The organism is Myxococcus sp. AM009 (genome assembly GCF_013372605.1).
Lineage (GTDB): Bacteria > Myxococcota > Myxococcia > Myxococcales > Myxococcaceae > Myxococcus > Myxococcus vastator.
The window spans coordinates 1-416 of sequence record NZ_JABXEP010000491.1 but is presented as its reverse complement, the minus strand read 5'-3'; the positions used below and the strand labels follow the sequence as shown (position 1 = coordinate 416).

2 protein-coding genes are annotated in these 416 nt (G+C 65.9%); both read right to left on the bottom strand.

What is annotated here, in order from left to right; all coding sequences use genetic code 11:
* The coding region (locus HV824_RS36540) for an ATP-binding protein (RefSeq protein WP_368738149.1) at positions 1 to 152 on the bottom strand (152 nt) is incomplete at its 3' end.
* A 6-nt stretch (positions 153 to 158) separates the two neighbouring features.
* On the bottom strand, positions 159 to 416 hold a 258-nt coding region (locus HV824_RS36535), incomplete at its 5' end, for a hypothetical protein (RefSeq protein WP_217918070.1).

Here is a 416-nt window from a genome sequence, read left to right as displayed (position 1 = left end):
GCTCTGCGCCGATAGCTCTGCCCTTCAATGGTGATGATGTCGGCGTGGTGGATGATGCGGTCGATGAGCGCGGTGGCGCACGCGCCGTTGGGGAAGATGCCCGTCCACTCCGAGAACGCCAGATTGGAAGTCTTCGACCATGCATGGTGCACCTCCAGTCACGCTTCCTTTCCCCGGGCCCGGGTCGCAGGGCGGAAGCGGAGTTGCTGCTCCCGAAGCTTGCGCAGACGCACCAGTTCCTTGCGATCTGCGTAGGCGACACGCTGACCCTTGACGCTCTGACTCTTGAGCCACCCGCGTCGAATCCAGCCGTAGAGGGTGACGACGGGCATCTTCAGCTCGCGGGCCAGCTCCGCCAGCCACCAGGCGTCCGGTGCGTCACTTGGCACGGGTCTGGGGCCTCGTCTGGGCGCGCC